Origin of the sequence: Mesorhizobium waimense (assembly GCF_003601975.1) — a bacterium.
Classification (GTDB): domain Bacteria; phylum Pseudomonadota; class Alphaproteobacteria; order Rhizobiales; family Rhizobiaceae; genus Mesorhizobium; species Mesorhizobium waimense.
Window position 1 is genome coordinate 1 of record NZ_QZWZ01000289.1, and the last position, 227, is coordinate 227.

Annotated in this window: 1 protein-coding gene; it reads right to left on the bottom strand. The window is 59.5% G+C overall.

Features of this window, described 5'->3' with window-relative positions; translation table 11 throughout:
* Positions 1–7: 7 nt before the first annotated feature.
* A partial coding sequence (locus D3227_RS41045; protein WP_147377868.1) for a transposase occupies positions 8–227 on the bottom strand: 220 nt, incomplete at its 5' end.

A 227-nucleotide genomic window follows, 5' to 3' on the forward strand; every position in this document is an offset into this window, starting at 1 on the left:
TTGAAATTCAGGGATGAGCGTTTCTGCGGATGAGATTGCCGCCCATAGCGACAAGGATCATGGCGTGAGAGACGTCGATGCGCTTCTCGTAGTCGCGCACGAGGCGGCGCCATCTTGTCATCCAGCCGAAGGTGCGCTCGACAACCCAGCGGCGGGGCAAGACTTCGAAGCCCTTCTGGTCGTCGGATCTGCGGATGATCTCTACCACGAAGTCCAGATAGGCGGCC